The following is a 23819-nucleotide window of genomic DNA, read 5'->3' as shown; positions in this document are numbered from 1 at the left end:
AATAGGGAGGAAGCAACGGTCTTTTTTTTGGTAAACTAGTTGGTATGGATTTCTTGAAATGTTGGTTTTAATTATATCACGACGACTAGTAATCATGCCCAAACGGTTAGCGAAGGGAAGAATCCAATATCCCGTTTTATAGACTTGCATCTCGGTGATATTGCGACTATTGAACTTGCCCCTTTACAACGTACCATACTATCTGTATTTTTTCACTTCTACTCCCCGCATATTGTAGGTCACTCCGAGCAGGAAATATCTTGATAGCGTTTCAATCCTTCCAGTGGAAACATAATTTTGGCCTGCATACTGGCTGATGGTTTGATTTTGCTTGAAGATGTCGTAAGCGGAAAGCCTGACTTCCCATTTTTTAGCCTCGCCGATTTGTTTATAGACGAATGCATTAAGGATAGGTACTTTCTGATCAAATCCAAAACTTTCGTTTTCATATCGGCTGTAGTTGAATTTCACATCTAAGTAAAAATCTTTGGGGAATTTTATGTTTACATTACTATAAGCACTCCAATTTATTATGTCCTGGTTTTGGGATGGATTTTGTTCGTATTTGGTTTTGCTAAGTCGGAAAGATGACCCGGTATATAGACTGAGCCATTCTAAAGGTGTCAGATCTAAATTTACCCCAAAGTTATTGCTATAAGTTTGGGTCTCTGTCTCGATTGAGTTGATGAGGGAGAGGCTTTTAGAATAAGACGGATTTGCAGATAAGTACGCGTTAGCCTTGGTTTTTACGATGGGAAAACCAAAACCTAGATATGGGTAATAACGCTGTCCCCCGGAAACATTTCCTGCTTTGTAGGTAGTGACAAAAGTTTCTGGGTCTATGGTTTGATTTTGAACTACTTGATTTTGATAGAACGTGGAATTGAATGAAAACCGCAAATTTATAAACGTGGCAGGATCATACATGCTATATCCTGTATTGAAAGAATGCGATACTTCGGGCTCTAGATCAGGATTTCCTTCCCGTATATACAATGGATTAGATATGTCCTTATATGGCTGTAGGTCGGCGATATTTGGGGGAGAAACGCCCATAGCATAGCTTGCGTTAATATTTTTGTTGCCTTTCATTGTTTTCCAGTAAGACACATTAGGGGTAAAGTTGATGTAGTTTTTATCCACTCGGCCTAATATCTCACTACCTTCTACCACTGAAAACTGTCCATTCAATCGGTAGTTAGAAGCGGCCAAACCTACGCTTAAATTAGAGCCTTTGTTAGCATATCGAATGCTGGAACCGAATCTGTTGTAAGTAATTGTGTTGTCAAAAAATCGACTGAGTTCCGGATTTAGCTCTTGGGTATCACTTGCCTCCACATCATATACTTTTCGGTTTGTTTCGCTTTTTGATTGGCTGAAATTGTAGAAAGTCTCCCAGAAAAATACTTTTTTGATGGGTTCAACAAAGAGTAGGCTTGACTTTACTTGGTTAGAGCCATTCAGTGCCTCGTTCAATTGATCCAAGTTTCGGAAATAGGTATTTGGGTCTGTTGAGTTCATGACATCTACAACGGATTTTTGTATACCATTTTGGTCTGCCTTACTATACGTATCACTGATACTTGCAGCAAAGTTTCGTCCGTTTTTCTTGAATTTATGCCTATAAATTGCAGTGCCCTGAAAAGCCCCTGACCATTTATCCGATTGGTTGTTCCTGTCCATTTGGCTTTGCTCCGTGCTACTGCGAATCAGCTCCTGATGGCTGGCCAAGGATGTAGTAAGTGAGCTTAGCCTTCCTTTTGCGTTAATGGTAATGGTGTTGGCGCTGTCTAGTTCGTTTTGAAAACGAAGGTTTACCCGATGATGACCTGCCATGTTATTTTGTAAGCTTTGGTCAGTGGAAGTGAAAGATGTATTGTCCTGCAGGAAGTTTGTTCTGCTATTGATGCTCTCTAGCGTTTGATCACTGCGGCTATAGAAGTAATTACTACTGAAGTCCTTCTTATCCTTCAGGTAATTGTAATTGATGCCGATAGCTTGATTGTTGGAATAGCCAGAATTGAGGTTGTTGAAGGGGATTTCGAAGGATTCTTCATTGTCCCCACCGGAAAATGAAATAAAATTCATTCCACCGCTTCCATTAAAACCAAAGTCCCCAGTGTCGCCAAATTGGAAAGAACTACTCCCTTTAAACTCCTGCAGGTCATCCCAGCTCAGTCCAGATTGGTTGACATTATTACCATAGCCGATTACTGAAAATTGGTTTACTTTGTCAAATTTATTAAAAGAAGCATTTGAAGACCATCTTCCGTCTGTACCCCCTGCAGCTGAAAGCTTGCCAAAACCTCCTTTTTTAGCTTCTTCCTTCAGCTCAACATTTAAAGTTTTTTCCTTCACGCCATCTTCCACCCCTGTAAGCTTGGACTGTTCTGACTTGTCATCATATAGCTGAAGCTTGCTGATTGACTCTGCATTCAAGTTTTGCGTGGCCATTTTGGTGTTTCCTCCAAAAAAACGCCTTCCATCCACTGTTACTTTCTGTACTTGTTGCCCTTGTGCAACTATATTTCCATCCTTGTCGATTTGTATTCCGGGCAGCTTGCGGAGCAATTCTTCCAGGGTAGCTCCAGGCGGTACTTTGAATTTGCTGGCATCGTACTCAAGTGTGTCGCCTCGCATCATTAAGGGTGCTTTGGCTGCTTTCACCACTACCTCGTAGAGTTCCTGTAAAATCGGCATCAGTTGAATCTCTTCCACTTCCAGGTCCCCTGTTTCGGGAAGAACCAGTTCTTTCTGGATGGGGAGGTACCCCATATAGGTGGCTTTGATAAGCAACGGTTGCTTTTCTACGTTTTTGAATTGGTACTCTCCGTCTTTATTAGTCAGAGTGTATGCCACCAAAGCCGAGTCTTTTGGGCTAAGAAGTAGCACAGAGGTGTAGTCGAGCGGGATGTTGGTAGTGTCTTTCACCACTCCCCGAATAGTAAGTTTGGATTGGGCATGCGAAGTAAAAGTGATGGCAGCCAGGAGAAGGCATGAAATGAGGAATTTCATTTTTTTTCAGTTTTATGTTTTAAACAATAATTTCTTTGACTAAAACTACTCCCCACCCCATAATCACTACCAATTCACCCCTACGAGAAGTATCCTTAATTTAAAAAGACAGACTCAGAATTGAATGGACAATTAATGAGTACTGCTAAGTTGAAAATGAGTGTACATTATTTTTGTAACCCTTAGTCCACCTGTATTATATATCACCGTAAAGCCCCAACTTCTAGATAAAGATGTTTTTTACTTTACTCTTCTTCATTAAGTTCTCTACTTATTAAAACCAAAAATTCTTTTAATCAAATAGTGCGTTTCTATGAAAAATACGCAATCACCTAATTACTACACTAATGAATGTTTTAATACTACGATTATAGTAAACTTTTAATTAAAAGCATCTGACTAATTTGTTAAAGAATGTTATTTAGGTAAATGGACTGGGGGAGCTGTGAGATAGTTACAAGTCAATAAGTTACGAACGCTCAATTCTGATATGTAATTTCTGAAAAAATCGATTTTCTACATATGTGACACAAAAAATCAGTTAAATATCTTCACCTCAATAATGCCAATCGGTATAAAAGAACCAATCTAATAATACCTAGCTAATAAAGATTGGTCGAAGTACTGGCACATACATTTACTATGTGGATGGCTTAAGATAATGAAATTCAAAAAAAATCTACCTCTTATCCTCCCAAGGCATAAAAATCACTTTTTTAGTTTCAAAAAATTCTTCTTTGAAGTAATCTTCCAAGTGATATACGACATAAGATTTGTCTAGCTCCTCCATTTCTTCTTCAACTTCTCCGCCTTTTAAGTACAGAATGCCATTTGGGTATTCGTTGATATCCTCTTTGCGAATCTTATTTTTCACCCAAGGATAAAAAGTAGCCATACGTGTCACTGCACGACTGATGACAAAGTCATATTTACGCACTAATTCCTCCGCTCTTGCTTGTTGTGCTTCCACATTGGTAAGTTTCAATTGCTTCACCACATCCTTTACAACCGTAATCTTTTTCCCGATAGAATCTACCAAATGAAAATGTGTCTCTGGAAACATGATCGCCAAAGGAATTCCTGGAAATCCACCCCCAGTTCCGATGTCCAGAATCTTCGTATCTGGTACAAATGGCATTACTTTTACTATGCCAAGGGAGTGCAATACATGATGCAGATAGAAGTGCTCCATATCCTTGCGACTAATCACATTGATTTTGGAATTCCAATCATCGTAGATTTCTTGGAGTTGGTCGAACTGTGCGAGCTGCCCATCTGTAAGGTCGGGGAAATAAGACTGGATTAGCTGAGTGCCTGAGTTCATTAAATGTGTTTTTGTTTGCCAGCGGCAATTTCGTAAAGTAATTCTCGGGATCTGTGAAGTTGTGCTTTCACAGTTCCTAGTGGTTTTTCAAGTTCTTTGGCAATCTCCTCGTAAGAAAGCTCGTCGAAATATCGTAGTTGAACAAGTTTGCGGTATTTCGCAGGCAGTTTGTCCACGAAGATTCTCACCATTTCTATCCGCTGGGTACGTATGAACTCATCCTGCGGATTATTGTCATCATCCTGCACGTCTATTGTTACAGAGTTGCCTCCATCATCAGACATGGTCGTATTTAGACTCATAGTTTTAAGTCTCTTTTTTCGGATAAAATCAATGGTGTTATTGGTAGCAATACGGAATAACCAAGTGGAAAAAGTATAATCTTTTTTAAAGCGATGTAGGTTTTTGAATGCTTTGGCAAATGCTTCCATCGTAAGATCTTCCGCATCGTCTGCATCTCGGATCATTTTTAAGATCATGTAATAAACGGCTTTTTTGTAGCGCTTCATCAGGGATGCGTACGCCTGCTGATCTTCATGCTGTACAGCCTGATCGATCAGCTCAAAGTCTTCGAGTGCTTTCTTAGAAAAACCACGTTCGTTTATTTCCATTGGATATCTTTTGCCTGGTGGGAAATAGTCCCTAAAATCCAAAAGTAACCTAAATACAAGAAGTCAAGTATCCAGATATTTTTTGGTGGTTTAGTTCCTTGGATCTTTTTCTCTGCTGCTTTGAATATAAGCGTAATAAGAACAGACCTCAGAACGATAATACCAAAAACAACGCAAAAATGTTCCCAGCTTTGGTCTAAACCGACGTAAATAAGCAAACCTATCCCCGCAAGCCAAAATAATGCATGCGAAAAGGAGTATAATCCAATCTTTCTCTTATCCTCTCCATCGTAGTGTTTTCCAGCATGTAGATGCCTTTTCTTCTGAATAAAATAATCCTTCCGGTTTTCTTTAGGTTTTGAAATTGTGTTTGCCTCAGGGTCCAACACAATCTCAGTATTCCGTCCATTCGTATATAGATTGACAAAAAGATCATCGTCACCACCTTCTATATGCCAAAGGTTTTTAAAGGCTTTCACGTCCATAAAGAAGCTCCTACGATAGCTGAGATTTCTGCCCACAGCCATAAAAGGACGTTTCCAAAGTCCAAATGACATATAATACAGTGCTGTCAACAATGTCTCAAACTGAATCCAATTGTTCAAGAAACCAGGTTTTTGCTCATATCCTGAGAATCCCACTGCGAAAGTTTTTCCTTGATTTCGTATGGGTTCAGTCATTTTTCTGATCCATTGATCCGATTCTGGTAAGCAATCTGCATCCGTAAGCAGCATGACATCATGTTTAGCTACTTTGATCCCCAAGGTGAGTGCAAACTTCTTAGCAGTGACGTGAGGAGGTGTATATTTGATCGTGACGGAACGAAGTTTGGGGAAACTCTCCATCATTTTCTCCAGCAGTCTCCTGGTGCTATCCGAGGATCGATCATTGACTACCATGACATCGAAGAGCGGGTAATCTTGTTCGAAAAGCTTAGGGATGAGCGTTTTGAGATTCGAGAATTCGTTGTGAGCACAAATCACCACAGTCACACCTTCTTCGTTTTCCGAAGAAGATTTAGATTTACTACCAGTGTAAAAGGCCGTTTTTCCAAAAATAACCAAGAGGTATATAACTTGGACAAGTATCCCAATTCCGAAGAAAAACCAAAGTAGAAATAGGCCCATAGGTCGTTTTTGCTGAGCAAATATAAAATCAAATTCAGCAAACCATTTAAGAATAAGCGTATATTTTTGTGGGCTGAATGATACAATCTGTAGAATGCCTCTCCAGCAACCCATTAGCGATATGAAGTTTACCTTAGAGTACAGTGATTCCAAAAGCAAAGCCAGAGCAGGTGTAGTAAAAACTGATCACGGCGAAATCCAAACACCTATTTTTATGCCAGTGGGTACTGCAGGTTCTGTGAAGGCAGTACACCAGCGGGAATTAGATCAGGATATTAAGGCACAGATAATCCTTGGGAATACCTATCACTTGTACTTGAGACCAGGTCTAGACGTGCTGGAAAAGGCCGGAGGTCTTCACAAATTCAATGGTTGGGAGAAACCAATCTTGACTGATAGCGGTGGATATCAAGTGTTCTCGCTTTCGGGAACTCGCAAAATCAAAGAAGATGGAGTGATGTTCAAGTCTCATATTGATGGCTCGAAGCATCATTTCACTCCAGAGAATGTCATGGATATTCAACGGACCATCGGTGCTGATATCGTCATGGCTTTTGATGAGTGCACTCCGTATCCATGTGAGTATGGCTATGCGAGGAATTCTATGGAAATGACTCACCGCTGGTTGACGCGATGTGTTGGTAGATTTGATGAGACAGAAGGAAAGTATGGGTATAATCAGACTCTTTTCCCTATCGTGCAAGGATCTGTATATAAGGATTTGCGGAAGCAAAGTGCAGAATTTATCGCTTCGACTAATCAACAAGGAAATGCTATAGGCGGACTATCTGTGGGGGAACCTGCTGAGATGATGTATGAGATGACAGAATTAGTAACGGATATTTTACCCAAAGACAAGCCTCGGTACCTTATGGGCGTGGGTACGCCAGCTAATATTCTGGAGTGTATTGCGCTTGGCGTGGATATGTTTGACTGCGTGATGCCAACCCGAAATGCTCGAAACGGCATGCTTTTCACTTCTGAGGGATTTATTAACATCCGTAATGAGAAGTGGAAAGATGACTTCTCAGGAATAGATCCTGCCATCGGAGGGTATGTAAGCACTTTTTATAGTAAAGCATACTTAAGGCATTTGACGATCAGCAAGGAGATTTTGGCTGCGCAAATTGCCAGTATTCATAACTTGAGTTTTTACCTTTGGCTGGTTGGCCAAGCTAGAGAGCATATCCTAGCAGGTGATTTTGCCGTTTGGAAAGATCAAATGGTGAAAAAAGTGAGCACAAGACTCTAATATGAAGATAATCGACAAACTGATCATCAAGGATTTTCTCAAGACCTACTTCTTCGTGGTGGTCATGCTGATCCTTGTGGTTTTGGTTTTGGATTTTACAGAAAAGAACGATACTTATATCAGGAATGATGTCCCTTCTGGCCAGATTTTCAAGTATATGATCAACTATGGTTTGTATTTGAATAACCTTCTCACTCCGATCACAGTCTTTATTACGGTTATTTTTATCACTTCCAAAATGGCTGGAAGAACAGAGATCATAGCTATTCTGAGTAGTGGAGTAAGTTTCATGAGAATGCTACGGCCTTTTCTTTTTGCTGCTAGCATGATTGGCGGGGCTAGTTTTTTGTTAAATGGATGGGTATTGCCTGGAGCAACTGCTGGAGTGACCGAGTTCCGAATAACCTACTTGGATAAGGAAAAGACTTCGTCTGAATCAAACGTTCATATACAAGTCGGTACCAATTCCTTTGCCTACATTAGTCGGTTTTTTAAAACCGGGAATACGGGACATAGTTTCACCTTGGAGACCATCCAAGATGGTGAATTGCTAGCCAAGCTGTCTGCAGACAGGATTGAATGGGATACAGCTAAAATGGTGTGGACTCTCCATAATTGGAGGCTACGTGAGCTACAAGATCGCGAAGAAATATATACCATGGGTCAAGAACGTGATACGATACTTTCTATTCGCCCAGAGGATTTTAACCTGCCAGAGAAACATCACGAAACATTAAAGCTTCCTGAATTAAGTAGGCAAATCAAAGTCTTAGAAGGCCGAGGAGCCGATAATGTGGGTTTCTATAAGATTGAGCGGTATGTTCGATTTATGTCGCCATTCGCAGCGATAATATTGACATTTATCGGTGTGATAATGTCCGCAAGAAAGACCCGTGGAGGGTCTGGATTTCAGATCGCGATGGGTTTCTTGCTCGCTTTTGTTTACATCATATTGTTTATTCTTTCCAGAACATTTGCAGAGAACGGAACGGAGTATCCAATTTTCGCAGTGTGGTTACCCAACATAATTTTTGGTGTAACTGGGCTTTTGCTTTACAAAACGGTCCCCCGATAAATGAACGCTACGATCAAAGATTATTTGATGCTCCATTTGATTGTGCTCATATGGGGATTCACTGCCATTCTGGGTTTGTTGATCAGTTTGCCTGCGATCGAGTTGGTTTTCTATAGAACCTTGATCGCATCTCTAGGAGTTGCAGCACTTTTTATGTTGCAAAGGAAAAACCTTTTATTGACTTTTCCAGATATGATGAAAGTCACTGGTGTAGGTTTTGTAATTGCGATGCACTGGATATTGTTTTTTTGGTCGGCTAGAATTTCTACGGCATCAGTTTGCTTGGCTGGAATGGCTACAACATCACTCTGGACGGCATTCGTTGATCCCTTATTCAACAGAACTAAAATTAAGTGGTATGAGGTAGGACTAGGTTTAATGGTGATTTCGGGTCTTTTGGTGATCTTCAGTTTTGAGTCGGGTTATTGGATTGGTATAAGTATGGCCTTAGGTTCAGCTTTTTTAGGAGCTGTATTCTCTGTACTCAATGGAAAACTAGCCCACAAACACAATCCCTACAAAATCACTTTTTATGAAATGGCAGGTGCTTGTTTATTTACACTGCTTTTTATGCCTATCTATTCCAACTTTATGACAGATGAAGGTCTGCAACTCTCTTGGGTTGGTTACGATTGGTTCTGGCTTTTTATATTAGGGGGAATTTGCACAGTATATGCGTTTTCAGTTTCTGTAGAGTTGATGAAAAGGCTATCTGTTTTTACAATTAATCTGACGGTGAACCTTGAGCCAGTCTATGGCATTGTGTTGGCTGTTTTGATTTTTGGCGAAAGTGAAAAAATGACGCCTCAATTTTATCTTGGTACAGGAATTATTCTGGTGTCAGTACTGACTTATCCGGTTTTGAATTATTGGAATAAAAGGAGAAAGCCAGTGAGGCCGCTGGGGTGATCGTAATCTCTCTTACTTCCAAAATCATCTAGAATCAGCAACAAGATTCCGATTAAAACAGGTTTTGAATTAAAAAAATAGGCCTTCTGTTTTTGTTTAAAAAAGTTTGAACGTTTAAGTTAGGATTATAATATTTTTGATTAAAATTGTGACATAACTCTTTAAATATAAATAACATGAAACTTTTAAAAACAAAATTTTTCCATGAGAGAATCTCTTTCTCTCTCTCTCTTGATTTTTTTGCTGGGAATCACATCCTGTCAAGAAATCCCTGATGGTATTCAGGCATTGGATGACCAAGTTGAAGAACTATACGTATCCAAAGTTCCCGAATATGAGTCAAAATTAAAGCACTTGACCCATTGGGCAAGTATTTCAAGATCCAAATGCAAGAGCTGAACTATTTGCAACTGTAGGAAAAGTTGCATATTATCAAATACATTTCGCTCAAACCTTTAATAAATGCAGCACCATCAACAACCCTTTTAGTGATAAAGGATTTGGTCAAAGAACTTATCAAGGTGTAAATTATGGAATTGAGCGGTTTGGAAGGTTTCAGTTTTATTTAGTGCCTCAAATTCAATTGTGATGAGATCAATTAGGGTCCTTATTTTCTTGATTTCCGTCTTTGCAAGTATTTCTGGGGGATATGGACAGGAAAACAAGTTTGACTTTCAGGTAAAGCTTGGATATTTAAGTCAAGTCAATACCCCAAAATCTGAAAGTCCGGCTCAATATGGAGGCTATGTAGGCTATGGAGTTTTCAAAGATTCAAATTTGGGAAGGATGACCTTTGATTTAGATCTTAATTACCTGAGTAAGCATACTCCGAAAGAATTAAGAATAAATAATTATGAGGGCTTTAGCCTTAAGGGGCAAGCTAATTACTTATTGAAGATTTTTCCTATTGGTGACAGCTTTCTTTACTTTGGCCCTGGTATAGCCATTCATCAACCTCTAAAGAGTAGTGGAGTAAATAATGGCCCTAGCTTTGGGGCAAATGGAAAAATTATAGTTCCGGCCACATTAGGTGGAGTTCGATTTTATTTTACTTATGATTTAGATTTCCTTACAGGTCCAGGATTTTGGAGAAATGGAATTGGAATAGCCTTTTCACCGAATTCTAAAAATTAGTCAGAAAGGGTAGTCCATAATTTGACTACCCTTTCTTTTTACTTTTACTTAAAGTCAATTACTGGGATAAAAGGAGAAAGCCGGTGAGGACTTTGGGTTGATTTTTTTATAAAGTGGTAATATCAGTCAAAGTCGCCAATGCCTGCTTCAATTGCTCAGGCGATATTTCTCCGATTTTTTCGATCAGCCGATCTTTTGAAATTGACCTGATATGAAAAACCATCAGTTCGGACTCCACCTTCAGCCCATTTTTATGAGCCGGTTCCAAAATTGGATTGCCCTGATAGTTTTTGATTTTGGAAGTAAGCGGAGCAGTGATCACTACTTGCAGGAATTTGTTCATGAGATTCCCACTGAGGATCACCACTGGTCTTCTCCCTGATTGCTCTGAACCTATCACAGGATTCAGATCAAACATCCAGATATCACCTTGCCGCATCTTCGATTTGCTTTAGGTAATCTCCCATTCCTTCTTCAGCTACCATTAGAATATCATCATCCTGAGCTGCCTGTCTATAGGATTTGACATATTCAGCTCTTTTGAGATGGTCTAAATAGAGATTCAGCGCATTTTCCATCAATTTATTCTTTGGAAGAGAAAGCTTTTTAGCATAATCGGCGAGTCTCTGTAGGAGGTCGTCTGGAAGTGTACTAGTGAAAGTTGCCATTGCGTTTTATATTTATGATTTACAAATATAAAAAATAAATACAAAATACAACTCTCTTATTTTAAGTAAATTATAATACTGTCTCAAACATAAAACAACCCTTATTCCATTCAATTGAAGTAGGTTTGTCCTCAAAAAGCCCGAACACTGAGGAACCTGACCCTGACATAGCAGCGTAATAAGCACCATGGTCATAGAGTCTCTCTTTAATCGCTGCTATCTCGGGATGATTAGGAAATATGCTTGCTTCAAAGTCATTCACTAGCTCATTCTTCCATCTGTTTCGATCAGCTAAAACATCCTCTAGTTTTACTTTTGGCGCAGCTGGCGTGACCCCAGCATAGGCCTCTTTGGTACCAATATGGATTCCAGGATTGATCAAGACCAGATAAGTCCCGGTCAAGTCTAATATCACAGGTTCTAAAATCTCACCTCTTCCTCTTGCTATTTTCGGTGTGTTTTCAATGAAGAAGGGACAATCGCTTCCTAGTTCAGCAGCATATTCTTCCAAGAAAAAATCATCTAATATTAGATCAAACAGATTATTCATCAGATTCAGCGCAAACGCTGCATCAGCAGATCCGCCTCCTAATCCAGCTCCCATTGGGATATTTTTGTGTAGGTGTATACTTACTTCTGGCAGACTGGGGAAGTCTTTCTTCAAAAGCTGATAAGCTTTAAATATTAAGTTGTCCTTCGCGTTCCCTGGTATTTCGAGGCCAGTACTTTCAAAAGATGTTTTTTTGGTGCTGACGATCATTTCCAGCCCATCCAACAAAGGAATTGGGACCATACAGCTTTCGATGGTGTGGAATCCATTCTTTCTTTTGGCGGTGATGTGTAGACCTAAGTTTATCTTAGCGTTTGGAAATGAAATCATTGTATTGAAATTTTAGTCAAAAATAGAGAAAAAATCAGGTGATTTGAAGTAATATCCCATTGAGAATTTGGCAAAAAATCTTGTATTTTTTGAAGTAAATGTCATATATCATTTTTCTTATTAAAAAAAAGAGAATAACTTTTGTTAAATTTTGAAAAAAGTGGAATTCAATACAAAATTTTGAAAATCGAAATATTCAACAAATCATTTGCTGAAAACTAGGGGTAATATGATGTATTATGGAATTTATATTTGGTAAAAATAAATTCTACATACATATTTTATCGGGCAAAGTTGAAATTTGTAAAATTAAATATTGTAAGTCTGAAAATTCGGTTTTAAGTTTGTCTCACACTTCAGCATCGCGCTGTAGGAAGTCTCGAAAACCTCTATGTATAAAGTAGTCATTTTGCTAAGCGTAAATATTCTCATTGGATTCTAAATGTGAGGCACTAGACTATTCTTTATAATGAAATAAAAAAAAATCTGAAGTGCCTCACTAACCTGAGGCACTTTTTTTATACCCCTATTAATATGACCCTAAAAAAACACAGTTGGGAAATAAGTGATAATCCGGAGCATCCAGCAGGAATGGCAATGCTGTACGCTACAGGGATGAGTGATAAAAAAATGAAACAGCCATTTGTTGGGGTAGCCAGTTGTGGTTATGAGAGTAACCCCTGCAATATGCACCTGAACGACTTTGCCGGTCTGATCAAGGAGTCCTCACAGGACCATGATCTGACCGGTTTGGTTTTTAATACCATTGGAATTTCTGATGGGACTTCTATGGGAACTCTAGGAATGCGCTATTCTTTAGTTTCTAGAGAGATTATTGCTGATTCTATTGAGTCTTTCATTCTTGGGCATTCTTTCGATGCCTGTGTTGCTGTAGCTGGTTGCGATAAGAATATGCCAGGTGCTGTCATGGGAATGCTTCGTATTGATAGGCCATCAATAATGGTTTATGGCGGAACAATAGCTTCAGGTAATTATAAGGGTGAAAAACTCAATATAGTGTCTGCCTTTGAAGCTTTTGGAAAAAGAGTGAACGGCAATATTAGCGACGAGGATTACGATGGAGTCATCCGAAATGCTTGTCCTGGAGCTGGAGCATGTGGCGGAATGTACACTGCAAATACCATGTCCTCAGCTATTGAAGCATTGGGTATGTCCCTTCCTTATTCTGCATCCAACCCTGCAAATTCTCCTGAGAAACTTCAAGAATGTCGGGATGTCAATAAGTATATGAGAATTTTGTTGGAAAAAGACATCAAGCCAAGTGATATCGTCACGAGAAAAAGCATTGAAAATGCAGTAACTGTAGTGATTGCCTTGGGTGGGAGTACCAATGCAGTAATGCATATGATTGCTATAGCGAGAACGGCTGGTGTTGATTTTACAATTAATGATTTCAAAGCGATCAATGCAAAAACTCCCATGCTTGGTGACTTTAAACCATCAGGGAAATTCATGATGGAGGATCTTCACGAACAAGGTGGCGTTCCTGCATTTATGAAATATATGTTACAAAAAGGTTTCCTACATGGAGATTGTTTAACGGTGACAGGTCAAACGTTAGAAGAGAATTTAAAGGATATTGCCCCAGTGACTGTTTCTATGGTGAATGTGATTCATCCACTGGAGACGCCAATCAAAGCTACTGGACACTTGTGTATTCTTGAAGGGAACTTGGCTCCAGAAGGATCAGTGGCCAAAATCACAGGTAAGGAAGGGAGTTCATTTACAGGCCCAGCACACGTTTTTGATTCGGAGCAGGAAGCAAATGATGCAATTAGAGATCATAAAGTGCAAAAAGGCGAAGTACTCGTCATTAGAAATATTGGTCCAAAAGGTGGGCCTGGTATGCCAGAAATGTTAAAACCAACTTCCATGATTATCGGAGCAGGTTTGGGTTCGGATGTGGCACTGATCACAGATGGGAGATTTTCTGGCGGCACACACGGATTTGTGGTGGGACACGTCACTCCTGAAGCTTGGTGTGGCGGGCCTATCGGTTTAGTAAAAAATGGGGATATCATAACCATTGACGCAGACGGATTAAAGCTTAGCGTTGCAGTTTCCGATGAAGAATTGATTGAAAGGAAAAAATCATGGAAGCAGAAAGACATTTCTGATTTACAAGGAACATTAAAGAAGTATAACAAATTAGTTTCTACTGCATCCGAAGGTTGCGTAACAGACAAATTCTAAGCCCATGAAGGACTCAATGATAAGAGGAGCAGACATCGTTGTCAGATCACTCATTGCCGAAAATGCGGAGATAATCTTCGGATATCCCGGAGGGGCCATTATGCCCGTTTACGACGCATTACATGATTATCACGATGAGGTGCGGCACGTACTCACACGTCATGAGCAGGGAGCTATCCATGCTGCCCAAGGATATGCAAGAGTCTCTGGGAAAGTAGGAGTCTGCATAGCAACCTCAGGTCCAGGAGCAACTAATTTGATTACAGGTCTTGCAGATGCGCAAATAGACAGTACACCACTCGTGTGTATCACAGGTCAAGTTGCATCACACTTACTTGGCACAGACGCTTTTCAGGAAACGGATGTATTGGGTATCTCCATGGCAGCGACTAAGTGGAATATCCAAGTAAGGAGAGTAGAGGATATTGCGCCAGCTATAGCAAAAGGATTTTATATAGCCAAGTCAGGAAGGCCTGGAGCGGTATTGATTGATATCACAAAGGATGCACAAACTAACTTTGGCGAGTTCAATTACAGTAAATGTCTAGGGTTCAGATCTTATAAAACTCATATTCCTGTAGAGAAGACAGCGATCCAAGAAGCAGCTTTTTTAATCAATATGGCTAAGAGGCCTTATGTATTATTTGGTCAGGGAGTTGTCTTGGGGCAAGCTGAGGCTGAATTGAAAGCATTCTTGGATAAATCCGGTATTCCAGCTGCTTGTACTTTATTAGGATCTGGGTCCTTATCAGAAGATCATCCAAATTATGTAGGTAAGCTTGGTATGCACGGGAATTATGCGCCAAATATGTTGACCAATCAATGTGATGTGCTGATAGCAGTAGGGATGAGGTTTGATGATCGTGTGACTGGAGATTTGAAGCGATATGCGAAGCAGGCAAAAGTGATTCATCTAGAGCTTGATCCTGCGGAAATTAATAAAATAGTAAGGTGTGAAGTTGCAGTACTCGGCAACTGCAAGGATAGTCTTAGCCTTCTTACTGATGCAGTAAAGGCAAATGCCTATCCTGAGTGGATGGCTCAATTTAAGGAGCTGGCTGAGCAGGAAAGAGCGTCAGTTATAGATCCTGATTTGACACCGACGAAGCCTGGCTTGACGATGGGTGAAGTCATACACCAGATCAACAAGTATAAAGCAGATGATGCGATCCTAGTCACTGACGTAGGTCAGCATCAAATGATCGCTTGGAGATATTTCAATTATAAGAAACCAAGAACACAAGTAACTTCTGGCGGATTGGGAACTATGGGATTTGCACTCCCTGCAGCATTGGGGGCTCAGATGTATGATTTCTCCAGACAGGTAGTATGTGTAGTTGGCGATGGAGGTATACAGATGACTATCCAGGAATTGGGTACAATTATGCAGACCAAAGCTCCAGTAAAGATTGTGTTGCTTAACAATAATTTCCTTGGAATGGTGAGGCAGTGGCAGCAAATGTTCTTTGACAAGCGCTACTCATTTACCGAGCTAGATAATCCTGATTTTGTGAAAATAGCGGAGGCATATAATATTCAAGCTCAGAAAGTCACTGAACGTGGTAATCTTCAAGAAGCTATAGAAGATATGCTTATTCACGATGGACCTTATTTCCTCGAAGTTGTAGTAGAAAAAGAAGATAATGTATTCCCAATGATCGCTACCGGATGTTCGGTAGAAGAAGTAAGACTTAGTTAAAATCAGCATATGAAGCGCTACACCATATTCGTTATTACCGAAAACTTCATCGGTATCCTCAACCGCATCACCATTATTTTTACCCGAAGGGGTATTAATATTGATGCGCTTACAGCCTCAGAAAGCCGATTGGAAGGAATCCATAGGATTACCATTGAGGTTACAGCTTCAGAAGACACCGTCATACAGCTGGTCAATCAGATTGAAAAAATAATCGATGTGATCAAGGCTTTTCACCATGAAGATGAGAACGTAGTGTACCAGGAAATTGCCTTGTACAAGATTCCAGTATCACGACTTGATGGAGGATTGGAGAAGATCATTCGCCAACATAATGCAAAGATTATTGCAGCAGAACCAGATTTTGTGGTTTTGGAATTGACTGGTCATAAAGAGCAAACTCAAGAATTGCTCGAAATTCTAAAAACTTACGGACTCTTAGAGTTTGCAAGATCAGGAAGAGTAGCTGTCGCAAAAAGAATGTTGACAATTGACAGTTTCGTCAAATAATAATAAACCAAAAAAGGATTCCAAAGGAACCTATTAAACACTAGTAATAAATAAAAAAGCTCATGAAATTAAAATTCGGCTCAACAGAAGAAAACGTAGTAACTCGGGAAGAATTTCCACTGGAAAAAGCAAGAGAAGTACTCAAGGACGAAGTAATCGCAGTATTAGGTTACGGTGTTCAGGGTCCAGGTCAAGCACTTAACTTGAAAGACAACGGATTCAACGTGATTGTAGGTCAGCGAAAAGGCTCCAAGACTTGGGATAAAGCCGTAGCTGATGGCTGGGTTCCTGGCGAAACGCTTTTCGAATTGGAAGAAGCATGTGAGAAAGGTACTATACTTCAATTCCTTCTATCTGATGCAGGACAGATTGCACTTTGGCCAACAGTAAAGAAGCATCTTACTCCAGGTAAAGCTTTGTATTTCTCTCACGGATTCGGTGTGACTTACAAAGACAAGACGGGTATCATTCCTCCAGCTGATGTAGATGTGATCTTGGTAGCTCCAAAAGGTTCTGGTACTTCATTAAGAAGAATGTTTGTAGAAGGTAGAGGATTGAATTCTTCTTATGCAATCTATCAGGATGGAACTGGCAGAGCTTATGACCGCGTGGTTGCACTTGGTATCGGTGTAGGTTCGGGTTATTTGTTCGAAACAGATTTCTACCGTGAAGTAACTTCTGATTTGACTGGCGAAAGAGGAACGCTAATGGGAGCAATTCAGGGTATATTTGCAGCTCAGTATGAAGTATTGAGATCAAATGGTCACACACCTTCTGAAGCTTTCAATGAAACAGTGGAAGAATTGACTCAGTCATTGATGCCATTAGTAGCTGAAAACGGAATGGATTGGATGTATGCGAACTGCTCTACCACAGCCCAGAGAGGTGCTTTGGATTGGTGGAAGCCTTTCAGAGATGCTACCAAGCCAGTTTTTGAAGAATTATATGCTAGTGTAAAATCTGGACAAGAGGCACAGAAGTCTATCGATTCTAACTCTAAAGATGATTACAGAGTGAAATTGGAAGCTGAATTGAAAGAATTGAGAGATTCTGAAATGTGGCAGGCAGGTGCTGTTGTCCGTCAATTGAGACCAGAAAATAACTAATACCAAAACCCCAAGAATTATGAGTGAGAAGCTATGGATATTTGACACTACCCTGAGAGATGGGGAGCAAGTACCCGGGTGTCAGCTAAATACCCAGGAGAAGATTGTGGTAGCAAAAGCGCTGGAAGAACTAGGTGTCGATATTATCGAAGCCGGCTTTCCAATTTCTAGTCCAGGAGATTTTAATTCTGTACTCGAGATTTCAAAGGCAGTTTCTAACCCGATTATCTGTGCCCTCTCCAGAGCAGTAGAAAAGGATATCGAAGTAGCGGCTCAATCCCTCAAATTCGCGAAAAGAGCCCGTATTCATACCGGAATCGGTGTTTCTCCCTACCATATTAAATACAAACTGCGCTCTACCCCTGATGATATTATCGCTCGGGGTGTAGCTGCAGTGAAGTTTGCCAGACGCTTCGTAGATGATGTAGAATTTTACGCTGAAGATGCTGGTAGAGCAGAGGCAGATTTCTTAAATAAGATCATTGAAGAGGTGATCAAAGCAGGAGCTACTGTGGTGAATATTCCTGATACTACAGGGTATTGTCTTCCTGAGCAGTACGGTGCAATTATCGCTAGTTTGAGAAATAATGTTCCAAATATTGATAAAGCAATTATTGCAACACATTGCCACAATGACCTAGGTATGGCTACTGCCAATACGGTATCAGGCGTACAGCATGGTGCTCGTCAGGTGGAAGTGACTATCAATGGTATCGGCGAACGCGCAGGAAATACTTCTTTGGAAGAAGTGGTGATGGCGATCAAATGCCATAAATCTATAGAAGTCCATACTGATATTGTAACTCCTAGAATTTACAATACCAGCCGCTTGATCTCCAAATTGATGAACATGCCTGTGCAGCCAAACAAGGCTATCGTAGGTAGAAATGCTTTTGCTCACTCATCAGGAATTCACCAAGATGGCGTGTTGAAGCATAGAGAGAACTATGAAATCATCGATCCTAAAGATGTTGGCGTAGGAGAATCTACTATCGTACTTACTGCAAGGTCTGGACGTGCTGCTTTGAAGCATCACTTAGATGCTCTGGGAGTGGAACTTGAAGGAGAAGCACTTCGTGAAGTTTACGAAGAGTTTTTGATCCTAGCAGATAGCAAGCGTGATATCGGTCGCAAAGACCTGATGGGATTGGTTGGTAAGTTTGTTACTGATTCTAATTTTATAGAATTGGGAAAAGTGACCTATTCCTCTAACGGAACAATACAAGCTAAGGTAGAAATGAAAATAGGAGACGAATCTCATACTTCTACAGCTCACGGAAATGGCCCTGTAGATGCAGTTTTGAAAGCCATTGAGAAGATTGCTAAGCCAGCTGTGGAATTGGAAGAATTCCTGATTCAAGCCATCACACATGGAAGTGATGATGTCGCCAAAGTTCATATGAGACTAATTAAAGGAGACAAGCCTTACTATGGCTTTGCTTCACATACAGATATTGTACTGGCATCTGCGCAAGCTTTTGTCGATGCACTTAACAAAATCCCGGTCAAAGAATATGCGACCGCATAATTATGGAAAAGACAACATTATTCGATAAAATCTGGGATGCGCACGTAGTGAAATCAGTTCCTTCTGGACCTGATGTTTTCTTCATCGATAAGCATTTTATCCATGAAGTGACTTCACCGGTAGCATTTCTAAATTTGGAGACCCGTGGAATAGGGGTAAAAAACCCTAGTCGTACGATTGCTACTCCAGATCATAACGTACCTACTGTTGATCAAGACAAGACGATTAAAGACAAACTTTCTAGAATGCAGGTGGAAAGACTTCGTGAGAACTGTGCTAAATATGGGATAGAACTTCACGACTTGGGATCAGCTCACCATGGAATTGTTCACGTAATCGGACCAGAACTTGGAATTACACAACCGGGAATGACCATCGTTTGTGGAGATAGCCATACTTCTACTCATGGTGCTTTTGGTGCGATTGCCTTTGGTATCGGTACTTCTGAGGTGGAAATGGTACTTGCTACGCAATGTATCATGCAGTCCAAGGCAAAGAAAATGAGAATCAATATAGATGGAATAGCTGGTAAAGGCGTGACATCTAAGGATTTGATTCTTTATGTGATTGCTCAGATCTCTGCTTCAGGTGCTACAGGATACTTCGTGGAATATGCAGGTACTGCCATTCAAAGTCTTTCAATGGAAGCAAGAATGACCGTTTGCAATATGTCTATTGAAATGGGAGCACGTGGAGGTTTGATTGCGCCAGACGAGACTACTTTCGATTATTTGAAAGGTAAGAAATATGCTCCGCAAGGTGAAGATTGGGACAAAACTGTTGCCTATTGGAAAACCTTGAAAACTGACGAAGGTGCTGTTTTCGATAAGGAATACCACTTCGACGCTGCGGATATTGAGCCGATGATCACTTACGGAACCAATCCGGGAATGGGTATTAAGATTGTTGGAAATATCCCGACTACCGAAGGAATGGAAGGAAGCAATAAGACTTCTTACCTAAAAAGCTTAGCATACATGGGCTTTGAGCCAGGTGAAGCAATCAAGGGTAAAAAGGTTGATTTCGTATTCGTAGGATCTTGTACCAACGGAAGAATTGAAGATATCAGATCTGTAGCCGAATTTGTAAAAGGACATAAGAAAGCGGATAACATCACTGCTTGGATTGTACCTGGTTCTCGTGAAGTTGAGAAAATGGCACATGAAGAAGGTTTGGTGAAAATCTTGGAAGAAGCTGGATTCGAACTTCGTCAGCCGGGCTGTTCAGCTTGTCTAGCGATGAATGATGATAAAATTCCATCAGGAAAATACGCAGTTTCAACTTCTAACAGGAATTTCGAAGGTCGTCAAGGTCCCGGAGCAAGAACAATGCTCGCATCTCCATTGACAGTAGCAGCAGTAGCCGTAAGAGGTGAAATCTGCGATCCAAGAGAAGTGTTCCAAAACTAGAAGCTAGACTTCAGAATCTAGACTTAAGACTTCCTGGTGTTTTTATCAAACTCAACTAAAGGAAATGGTCTTTTTGCCAGATGGTACTTAGGAAGTCTTTTACCTATTAAACAAAAAAAAATGGCTTACGATAAATTTACTGTTCTCACGAGCACTGCGGTTCCTTTACCGACTGACAATGTGGATACAGATCAGATCATCCCTGCTCGATTTCTGAAAGCAACTGAGCGTGTGGGTTTTGGTGATAATCTTTTCCGTGACTGGAGATATGATGTAGAAGGAAACCCGAAAAAAGATTTCGTCTTGAACGACCCTACCTATAGCGGGAAAATCTTGCTTTCGGGCAGGAACTTCGGTTCTGGCTCTAGCCGAGAGCACGCTGTTTGGGCTCTTTATGATTACGGATTCAGATGCGTAGTTTCCAGTTTTTTCGCAGATATTTTCAAAAATAACTGCCTAAATATAGGAGTATTACCTGTGACTGTTTCACCGCAATTTGCTGACAAATTGCTAGAAAAAATCACAGCGAATCCTGCTGAGACGATCACTGTGGATATTCCTTCTCAGAAAATTACATTGGATTCTACTGGAGAATCGGAGTCTTTTGACATCAATGAATACAAGAAAGATAACATGCAGAATGGCTTTGATGACATCGACTATTTATTGAGCATGTCTGAGGAAATTGACGCATTTGCATCAGATAAATAAGTGAAAATGACCGCAGGGAAGCGCATCGAAATAATGGACACAACGCTGAGGGATGGAGAGCAGACCTCAAGCGTATCCTTTTTGCCTTCTGAAAAGCTGCAAATCGCTAAACTTCTACTTGACGAACTGAATGTAGATCGGATAGAGGTGGCTTCCGCTAGAGTTTCAGATGGAGAATTGGAAGGAGTTCGGAAAATCACTACTTGGGCCTCCCAAAAGGGCTACTTAGATCGCGTGGAGGTTCTGGGCTTTGTAGATACTCCTGCTTCTGTAGATTGGCTTATGAAAGCTGGTGCCAAAGTGTTGAATCTTCTAACCAAAGGCTCGATTAATCACCTAATTCATCAGCTGAAGAAAACTCAGGAAGAGCATTTTGATGATATCCAAAAGAGTATAGAATATGCTCAGGAGAATGGAATAGATGTGAATGTTTATTTAGAAGACTGGTCAAATGGCATGCGTAATTCGCAAGAATATACGCTGGATTTGATCGACTTTCTGACTAAACTACCAGTGAAAAGAATTATGCTTCCGGATACCTTGGGACTGCTTTCTCCAGAAGAAACAAAAGCATTTTTCATACAGATATGTACCAGGTTTCCCGATACACATTTCGATTTCCATGCGCATAATGATTATGATCTTTCCATTGCCAATGTGATGGAAGCGATTAATAATGGCGCTGCCGGAATTCATACCACAGTTAATGGACTGGGCGAAAGAGCTGGAAATGCCCCTCTTGAGTCAGTAGTTGCGGTGATCAAAGATTTTACTGATTTGCAAATCAACGTGCAAGAGCAGAAAATCTACCGCGTAAGTAAGCTGGTAGAGCAGTTCTCTGGTCAGCATATCCCAGCAAATAAGCCAGTTGTAGGTGAAAATGTATTTACCCAGACAGCGGGAATTCACGCAGACGGAGACAATAAGAAAAACCTATATTTCAACGATTTACTTCCTGAGCGATTTGGTCGTCAGCGGAAATATGCCCTTGGTAAAACTTCTGGCAAAGCCAATATTCTCAAGAACTTAGAAGAACTTGGGATTTCTTTGGAAAAGGATGAACTCACAAAAGTTACTCAGCGCATCATCGAACTCGGTGATAAAAAGGAGCGAGTGACTACGGAAGATTTGCCATATATCATTTCAGATGTGCTGCAGAACAATTCCATTTCCAAAAATATTTTCATCGAAGGGTACCACATGACACATTCTCATGGGTTGAAACCCTCCGTGCAATTGCGCTTGAATATCTACGGAAAAGCTTATGATGCACATGCATCAGGAGATGGACAATATGATGCATTTATGCGTGCCGTGAAAGAGATCTATAAATCACGAAAAAGACAACTTCCTAAGTTGATCGACTACCATGTATCTATTCCGCCAGGTGGCAAAACAGATGCTTTTGTGGAGACGGTAGTCACTTGGGATTATGGTAAAATATTTAAAACGAAAGGGCTAGATCCCGATCAAACAGTATCTGCGATGATGGCCACAGAGAAAATGCTGAACATCGTCGAATCATTCAATCAAACACCAACGAAAGAAGAATCCAAATTTTATGGAAATGAATATCGCGCTGTTGCCGGGTGACGGCATCGGACCTGAAGTAATCGACCAGGCTGTAAAAGTAGTGAAAGCTATCGGCCAGAAATTCGGACACAACATCACTTTTACTGAAGCAGTTGTAGGAGCCGCCGCAATTGATGCGACTGGTGAACCTTATCCTGATGCAACTCACGAAATTGCTGAAGCTGCGGATGCAGTGCTTTTCGGTGCTATCGGTGATCCCAAATATGATAATGATCCTAAAGCTAAGGTTCGTCCAGAGCAAGGTTTATTATTGATGCGTCAGAAATTGGGCTTGTTTGCCAATGTTCGGCCAACATTCACTTTCCCTTCTTTGGTGCACAAGTCTCCATTGAAATTGGATCGAGTGGATGGAGTGGATTTGGTGTTTTTCAGAGAATTGACTGGCGGGATTTATTTCGGCGAGCCAAGAGGAAGAAACGAGCAGGGCACGAAGGCTTTTGATACCAATGTATACAGCAAGTTTGAAATTGTACGCTTGGCGAGAATGGGTTTTGAAGCTGCGCAAAAAAGAAGAAAACTCTTGACCTGTGTTGACAAAGCAAACGTGATGGCGACTTCCAGACTTTGGAGAGAGACAGTACAAGAGCTTGCACCGGAATATCCAGATGTAAAAGTGGAATATGAATTTGTAGATGCTGTGGCTATGAGATTGATTCAGTGGCCAAAAGCGTACGATGTGTTAATTACCGAAAACTTATTCGGAGATATTTTAACTGATGAGGCTTCTGTGATTTCAGGTTCTATGGGCTTAATGCCCTCTGCATCCCTTGGTATTTCCAACAAATTATTTGAACCAATTCACGGTTCTTATCCTCAGGCTGCTGGAAAAGACATTGCTAATCCATTGGCTACGGTTCTTTCTGCAGCGATGATGTTTGATTATGCATTTGACTTGAAAGAAGAATCAAAGATGATCTCTGACGTGGTGAATCAATCGCTGGAAGAAGGTTATGTGACAGAGGATATCGCTGATGGCGGTACTGCTTACAAAACTTCTGAAGTTGGCGACTGGTTGGCGTGGAAGATTTTGACTTAAAATATAAGAGCTTGAAAA

General features: G+C 40.5%; 21 protein-coding genes. 14 read left to right on the top strand and 7 right to left on the bottom strand.

Annotated features, from left to right (window positions below; all coding sequences use genetic code 11):
• Positions 1-198: 198 nt before the first annotated feature.
• From BVH02_RS03695 to BVH02_RS03680, 4 genes are all read right to left on the bottom strand, one after another.
• Positions 199-3015 carry an outer membrane beta-barrel protein gene (locus BVH02_RS03695; RefSeq protein ID WP_086499067.1) on the bottom strand — a complete coding sequence of 939 codons (2817 nt, stop codon included), beginning with the start codon at positions 3013-3015 and terminating at the stop codon, positions 199-201.
• A gap of 679 nt (positions 3016-3694) precedes the next feature.
• Positions 3695-4339 carry a 16S rRNA (guanine(527)-N(7))-methyltransferase RsmG gene (gene rsmG, locus BVH02_RS03690; protein ID WP_086499065.1) on the bottom strand — a complete coding sequence of 215 codons (645 nt, stop codon included), beginning with the start codon at positions 4337-4339 and terminating at the stop codon, positions 3695-3697.
• Positions 4339-4950 carry an RNA polymerase sigma factor gene (locus tag BVH02_RS03685; RefSeq protein ID WP_086499064.1) on the bottom strand — a complete coding sequence of 204 codons (612 nt, stop codon included), beginning with the start codon at positions 4948-4950 and terminating at the stop codon, positions 4339-4341. The genes rsmG and BVH02_RS03685 overlap by 1 nt, the downstream gene beginning before the upstream one ends.
• Entirely contained in the window at positions 4941-6191 is a 1251-nt protein-coding gene (locus BVH02_RS03680; protein ID WP_317045411.1) for a glycosyltransferase, read from the bottom strand. Before BVH02_RS03680 ends, BVH02_RS03685 begins: the two co-directional genes overlap by 10 nt.
• A 7-nt stretch (positions 6192-6198) precedes the next feature.
• Between BVH02_RS03680 and tgt the strand changes: the two genes are divergently transcribed.
• The 5 genes from tgt (at position 6199) to BVH02_RS03655 (ending at position 10447) form a co-directional block, all read left to right on the top strand.
• On the top strand, positions 6199-7329 hold the full coding sequence (gene tgt, locus BVH02_RS03675; RefSeq protein ID WP_086499062.1) for a tRNA guanosine(34) transglycosylase Tgt: 1131 nt from the start codon (positions 6199-6201) through the stop codon (positions 7327-7329).
• Position 7330: 1 nt separating this feature from the next.
• Entirely contained in the window at positions 7331-8404 is a 1074-nt protein-coding gene (locus BVH02_RS03670; RefSeq protein WP_086499061.1) for an LptF/LptG family permease, read from the top strand.
• Positions 8405-9313 (top strand): DMT family transporter, encoded by a 909-nt coding sequence (locus BVH02_RS03665; protein ID WP_086499059.1) that lies wholly within the window; start codon positions 8405-8407, stop codon positions 9311-9313.
• 204 nt (positions 9314-9517) lie between these two features.
• Positions 9518-9712: a hypothetical protein gene (locus tag BVH02_RS03660; RefSeq protein WP_086499056.1), complete on the top strand. Its 195-nt coding sequence runs from the start codon at positions 9518-9520 to the stop codon at positions 9710-9712.
• Positions 9713-9901: 189 nt separating this feature from the next.
• Positions 9902-10447 carry a hypothetical protein gene (locus BVH02_RS03655; protein WP_086499054.1) on the top strand — a complete coding sequence of 182 codons (546 nt, stop codon included), beginning with the start codon at positions 9902-9904 and terminating at the stop codon, positions 10445-10447.
• Positions 10448-10553: 106 nt separating this feature from the next.
• On the opposite strand, the gene BVH02_RS03650 is transcribed toward BVH02_RS03655, so the two are convergent.
• The 3 genes from BVH02_RS03650 to ispE all read right to left on the bottom strand — a co-directional run bounded on the left by BVH02_RS03650 (position 10554) and on the right by ispE (position 11995).
• Positions 10554-10886, bottom strand: coding sequence for a type II toxin-antitoxin system PemK/MazF family toxin (locus tag BVH02_RS03650; protein WP_086499052.1), 333 nt, complete (start codon positions 10884-10886; stop codon positions 10554-10556).
• Positions 10873-11115, bottom strand: coding sequence for a ribbon-helix-helix domain-containing protein (locus BVH02_RS03645; protein WP_086499050.1), 243 nt, complete (start codon positions 11113-11115; stop codon positions 10873-10875). Before BVH02_RS03645 ends, BVH02_RS03650 begins: the two co-directional genes overlap by 14 nt.
• 70 nt (positions 11116-11185) lie before the next feature.
• A complete protein-coding gene (gene ispE, locus BVH02_RS03640; RefSeq protein ID WP_086499048.1) occupies positions 11186-11995 on the bottom strand; it encodes a 4-(cytidine 5'-diphospho)-2-C-methyl-D-erythritol kinase in 810 nt (269 codons plus the stop codon).
• A 534-nt stretch (positions 11996-12529) separates the two neighbouring features.
• On the opposite strand from ispE, the gene ilvD reads away from it, so the two are divergent.
• The 9 genes from ilvD (at position 12530) to leuB (ending at position 23801) form a co-directional block, all read left to right on the top strand.
• A complete protein-coding gene (ilvD, locus tag BVH02_RS03635; RefSeq protein WP_086499046.1) occupies positions 12530-14209 on the top strand; it encodes a dihydroxy-acid dehydratase in 1680 nt (559 codons plus the stop codon).
• A 4-nt stretch (positions 14210-14213) separates the two neighbouring features.
• Positions 14214-15908 (top strand): biosynthetic-type acetolactate synthase large subunit, encoded by a 1695-nt coding sequence (gene ilvB, locus BVH02_RS03630; RefSeq protein ID WP_223271810.1) that lies wholly within the window; start codon positions 14214-14216, stop codon positions 15906-15908.
• Between the two features lie 9 nt (positions 15909-15917).
• On the top strand, positions 15918-16418 hold the full coding sequence (gene ilvN / locus BVH02_RS03625; protein WP_086499045.1) for an acetolactate synthase small subunit: 501 nt from the start codon (positions 15918-15920) through the stop codon (positions 16416-16418).
• A gap of 62 nt (positions 16419-16480) precedes the next feature.
• Positions 16481-17524, top strand: coding sequence for a ketol-acid reductoisomerase (gene ilvC / locus BVH02_RS03620; RefSeq protein ID WP_086499043.1), 1044 nt, complete (start codon positions 16481-16483; stop codon positions 17522-17524).
• A 19-nt stretch (positions 17525-17543) separates the two neighbouring features.
• Positions 17544-19052, top strand: coding sequence for a 2-isopropylmalate synthase (locus BVH02_RS03615; protein WP_086499042.1), 1509 nt, complete (start codon positions 17544-17546; stop codon positions 19050-19052).
• A gap of 2 nt (positions 19053-19054) precedes the next feature.
• A complete protein-coding gene (leuC, locus tag BVH02_RS03610) occupies positions 19055-20461 on the top strand; it encodes a 3-isopropylmalate dehydratase large subunit (RefSeq protein WP_086499040.1) in 1407 nt (468 codons plus the stop codon).
• A gap of 120 nt (positions 20462-20581) precedes the next feature.
• Positions 20582-21172, top strand: a complete 591-nt coding sequence (gene leuD / locus BVH02_RS03605; protein WP_086499038.1) for a 3-isopropylmalate dehydratase small subunit — start codon at positions 20582-20584, stop codon at positions 21170-21172.
• Between the two features lie 6 nt (positions 21173-21178).
• Positions 21179-22765, top strand: coding sequence for an alpha-isopropylmalate synthase regulatory domain-containing protein (locus BVH02_RS03600; protein WP_086499036.1), 1587 nt, complete (start codon positions 21179-21181; stop codon positions 22763-22765).
• Positions 22734-23801 (top strand): 3-isopropylmalate dehydrogenase, encoded by a 1068-nt coding sequence (gene leuB / locus BVH02_RS03595; RefSeq protein WP_086499035.1) that lies wholly within the window; start codon positions 22734-22736, stop codon positions 23799-23801. Before BVH02_RS03600 ends, leuB begins: the two co-directional genes overlap by 32 nt.
• Positions 23802-23819: the final 18 nt, after the last annotated feature.

The organism is Algoriphagus ratkowskyi (assembly GCF_002150505.1).
GTDB lineage: Bacteria > Bacteroidota > Bacteroidia > Cytophagales > Cyclobacteriaceae > Algoriphagus > Algoriphagus ratkowskyi.
Note: the sequence above shows the minus strand (reverse complement) of the source record. Positions and strands in the feature narration are given on the sequence as shown.

Coding starts and splice junctions, on each gene's coding strand:
- ispE (WP_086499048.1), bottom strand. CDS start 11,995: ATGATTTCATTTCCAAACGCTAAGATAAACTTAGGTCTACACATCACC.
- BVH02_RS03670 (WP_086499061.1), top strand. CDS start 7,331: ATGAAGATAATCGACAAACTGATCATCAAGGATTTTCTCAAGACCTAC.
- BVH02_RS03655 (WP_086499054.1), top strand. CDS start 9,902: ATGAGATCAATTAGGGTCCTTATTTTCTTGATTTCCGTCTTTGCAAGT.
- BVH02_RS03695 (WP_086499067.1), bottom strand. CDS start 3,015: ATGAAATTCCTCATTTCATGCCTTCTCCTGGCTGCCATCACTTTTACT.
- leuC (WP_086499040.1), top strand. CDS start 19,055: ATGGAAAAGACAACATTATTCGATAAAATCTGGGATGCGCACGTAGTG.
- ilvD (WP_086499046.1), top strand. CDS start 12,530: ATGACCCTAAAAAAACACAGTTGGGAAATAAGTGATAATCCGGAGCAT.
- BVH02_RS03645 (WP_086499050.1), bottom strand. CDS start 11,115: ATGGCAACTTTCACTAGTACACTTCCAGACGACCTCCTACAGAGACTC.
- BVH02_RS03660 (WP_086499056.1), top strand. CDS start 9,518: ATGAGAGAATCTCTTTCTCTCTCTCTCTTGATTTTTTTGCTGGGAATC.
- ilvN (WP_086499045.1), top strand. CDS start 15,918: ATGAAGCGCTACACCATATTCGTTATTACCGAAAACTTCATCGGTATC.
- ilvC (WP_086499043.1), top strand. CDS start 16,481: ATGAAATTAAAATTCGGCTCAACAGAAGAAAACGTAGTAACTCGGGAA.
- BVH02_RS03665 (WP_086499059.1), top strand. CDS start 8,405: ATGAACGCTACGATCAAAGATTATTTGATGCTCCATTTGATTGTGCTC.
- BVH02_RS03680 (WP_317045411.1), bottom strand. CDS start 6,191: ATGGGTTGCTGGAGAGGCATTCTACAGATTGTATCATTCAGCCCACAA.
- rsmG (WP_086499065.1), bottom strand. CDS start 4,339: ATGAACTCAGGCACTCAGCTAATCCAGTCTTATTTCCCCGACCTTACA.
- BVH02_RS03615 (WP_086499042.1), top strand. CDS start 17,544: ATGAGTGAGAAGCTATGGATATTTGACACTACCCTGAGAGATGGGGAG.
- leuB (WP_086499035.1), top strand. CDS start 22,734: ATGGAAATGAATATCGCGCTGTTGCCGGGTGACGGCATCGGACCTGAA.
- leuD (WP_086499038.1), top strand. CDS start 20,582: ATGGCTTACGATAAATTTACTGTTCTCACGAGCACTGCGGTTCCTTTA.
- ilvB (WP_223271810.1), top strand. CDS start 14,214: ATGAAGGACTCAATGATAAGAGGAGCAGACATCGTTGTCAGATCACTC.
- BVH02_RS03600 (WP_086499036.1), top strand. CDS start 21,179: ATGACCGCAGGGAAGCGCATCGAAATAATGGACACAACGCTGAGGGAT.
- BVH02_RS03650 (WP_086499052.1), bottom strand. CDS start 10,886: ATGCGGCAAGGTGATATCTGGATGTTTGATCTGAATCCTGTGATAGGT.
- BVH02_RS03685 (WP_086499064.1), bottom strand. CDS start 4,950: ATGGAAATAAACGAACGTGGTTTTTCTAAGAAAGCACTCGAAGACTTT.
- tgt (WP_086499062.1), top strand. CDS start 6,199: ATGAAGTTTACCTTAGAGTACAGTGATTCCAAAAGCAAAGCCAGAGCA.